The sequence below is a fragment of the Flavonifractor sp. An306 genome, assembly GCF_002159455.1.
Taxonomy (GTDB): Bacteria; Bacillota; Clostridia; order Oscillospirales; family Oscillospiraceae; genus Flavonifractor.
This window is the reverse complement of record NZ_NFIQ01000171.1, coordinates 1-1,947: the sequence shown is the minus strand read 5'-3', so window position 1 is coordinate 1,947 and position 1,947 is coordinate 1. Positions and strand designations below refer to the sequence as shown.

General features: G+C 52.7%; 1 rRNA gene. It reads right to left on the bottom strand.

Annotated elements, in window-relative coordinates:
- Positions 1-1,947 (bottom strand): 23S ribosomal RNA (locus B5F88_RS19250); the annotation flags it as partial.

Below are 1,947 nucleotides of genomic sequence, written 5' to 3'. Positions count from 1 at the left end.
GCTGACGCCCTGGCTTCCAAGCCTCCCACCTATCCTGTACATGATTTACCGAATTCCAGTATTAAGCTACAGTAAAGCTCCATGGGGTCTTTCCGTCTAGTTGCGGGTAACTGGCTTCTTCACCAGTACAACAATTTCGCCGGGTGGGCTGTTGAGACAGTGCCCAAGTCGTTACGCCATTCGTGCGGGTCAGAACTTACCTGACAAGGAATTTCGCTACCTTAGGACCGTTATAGTTACGGCCGCCGTTTACTGGGGCTTCGATTCAAACCTTCGCTTGCGCTAAGCTCTCCTCTTAACCTTCCAGCACCGGGCAGGCGTCAGCCCCTATACGTCATCTTTCGATTTAGCAGAGACCTGTGTTTTTGGTAAACAGTCGCTTGGGCCTATTCGCTGCGGCCCCCCGTAGGAGGCTCCCCTTATCCCGAAGTTACGGGGTCATTTTGCCGAGTTCCTTAACAACCCTTCTCCCGTTGGCCTTAGGATTCTCTCCTCATCTACCTGTGTCGGTTTGCGGTACGGGCACCTTAGCATACCACACACCTTTTCTCGCCACAGAGCATCGCGGACTTCCCTACTTTATTTCGGTCCCTTACGCCCGGGTCAACCAACGCCCGGGTCCCGCTATCTCCATGTGTCAGTGTGCTTAAGGTTCGGTGGCTACGGAATTTCAACCGTATGTGCATCGACTACGCCTTTCGGCCTCGCCTTAGCTCCCGGCTTACCCTGGGCGGACGAACCTTCCCCAGGAAACCTTAGATTTTCGGCCATTATGATTCCCACATAATTCTCGCTACTCATTCCGGCATTCTCACTCGTGTAAAGTCCACCGCTGCTTCCGCTGCGACTTCACCCCGTACACGACGCTCCCCTACCCCGCATCTTGCGATGCAGCCCAAGCTTCGGTTGCATGCTTAGCCCCGTTATATTTTCCGCGCAGAGTCACTCGACCAGTGAGCTATTACGCACTCTTTTAATGAGTGGCTGCTTCTAAGCCAACATCCTGGTTGTTTTCGCAACTCCACATCGTTTTCCACTTAGCATACATTTGGGACCTTAGCTGTGGGTCTGGGCTGTTTCCCTTTTGTCCACGAGACTTATCTCACGTAGACTGACTGCTATCCATCAATTATCCGGCATTCAGAGTTTGATAGGGTTCAGTAACCTTATCGGCCCCTAGCCCATTCAGTGCTTTACCTCCGGCAATCTAAGATAACGCTAGCCCTAAAGCTATTTCGGGGAGAACCAGCTATCTCCGAGTTCGATTGGAATTTCACCGCTATCCACAGGTCATCGCCGACCATTGCAACGGGCGTGCGTTCGGTCCTCCATGGGGTTTTACCCCCACTTCAACCTGCCCATGGATAGGTCACCCGGTTTCGGGTCTATTGCCACTGACTTTATGCGCGCTATTAACACTCGGTTTCCCTTCGCCTCCGGTACTGAATACCTTAAGCTTGCCAGTAACAATAACTCGCCGGACCATTCTACAAAAGGTACCTCATCACACGTTAACGTGCTTTGAGTGCTTGTAAGCACAAGGTTTCAGGTTCTGTTTCACTCCCCTCCCGGGGTCCTTTTCACCTTTCCCTCACGGTACTGCTCCTCTATCGGTCATCAGGTAGTATTTAGGGTTGGAGGGTGGTCCCCCCAGTTTCCCACCGGGTTTCACGTGTCCGGCGGTACTCTGGATCCTGACTAATGAGATTCAGCTTTCGCTTACGGGGCTATCACCCGCTATGGCCGGCCTTCCCATACCGTTCAGCTAACCTATCTCACCGTTGTGTCAGTCCACAACCCCGGAGGATAAATCCTCCGGTTTGCCCTCTTCCGCGTTCGCTCGCCACTACTTGCGGAATCTCTGTTGATTTCTCTTCCTCGCCCTACTTAGATGTTTCAGTTCAGGCGGTTCCCCACCTACGCCTATTTGATTCAACGCAGGCTGAC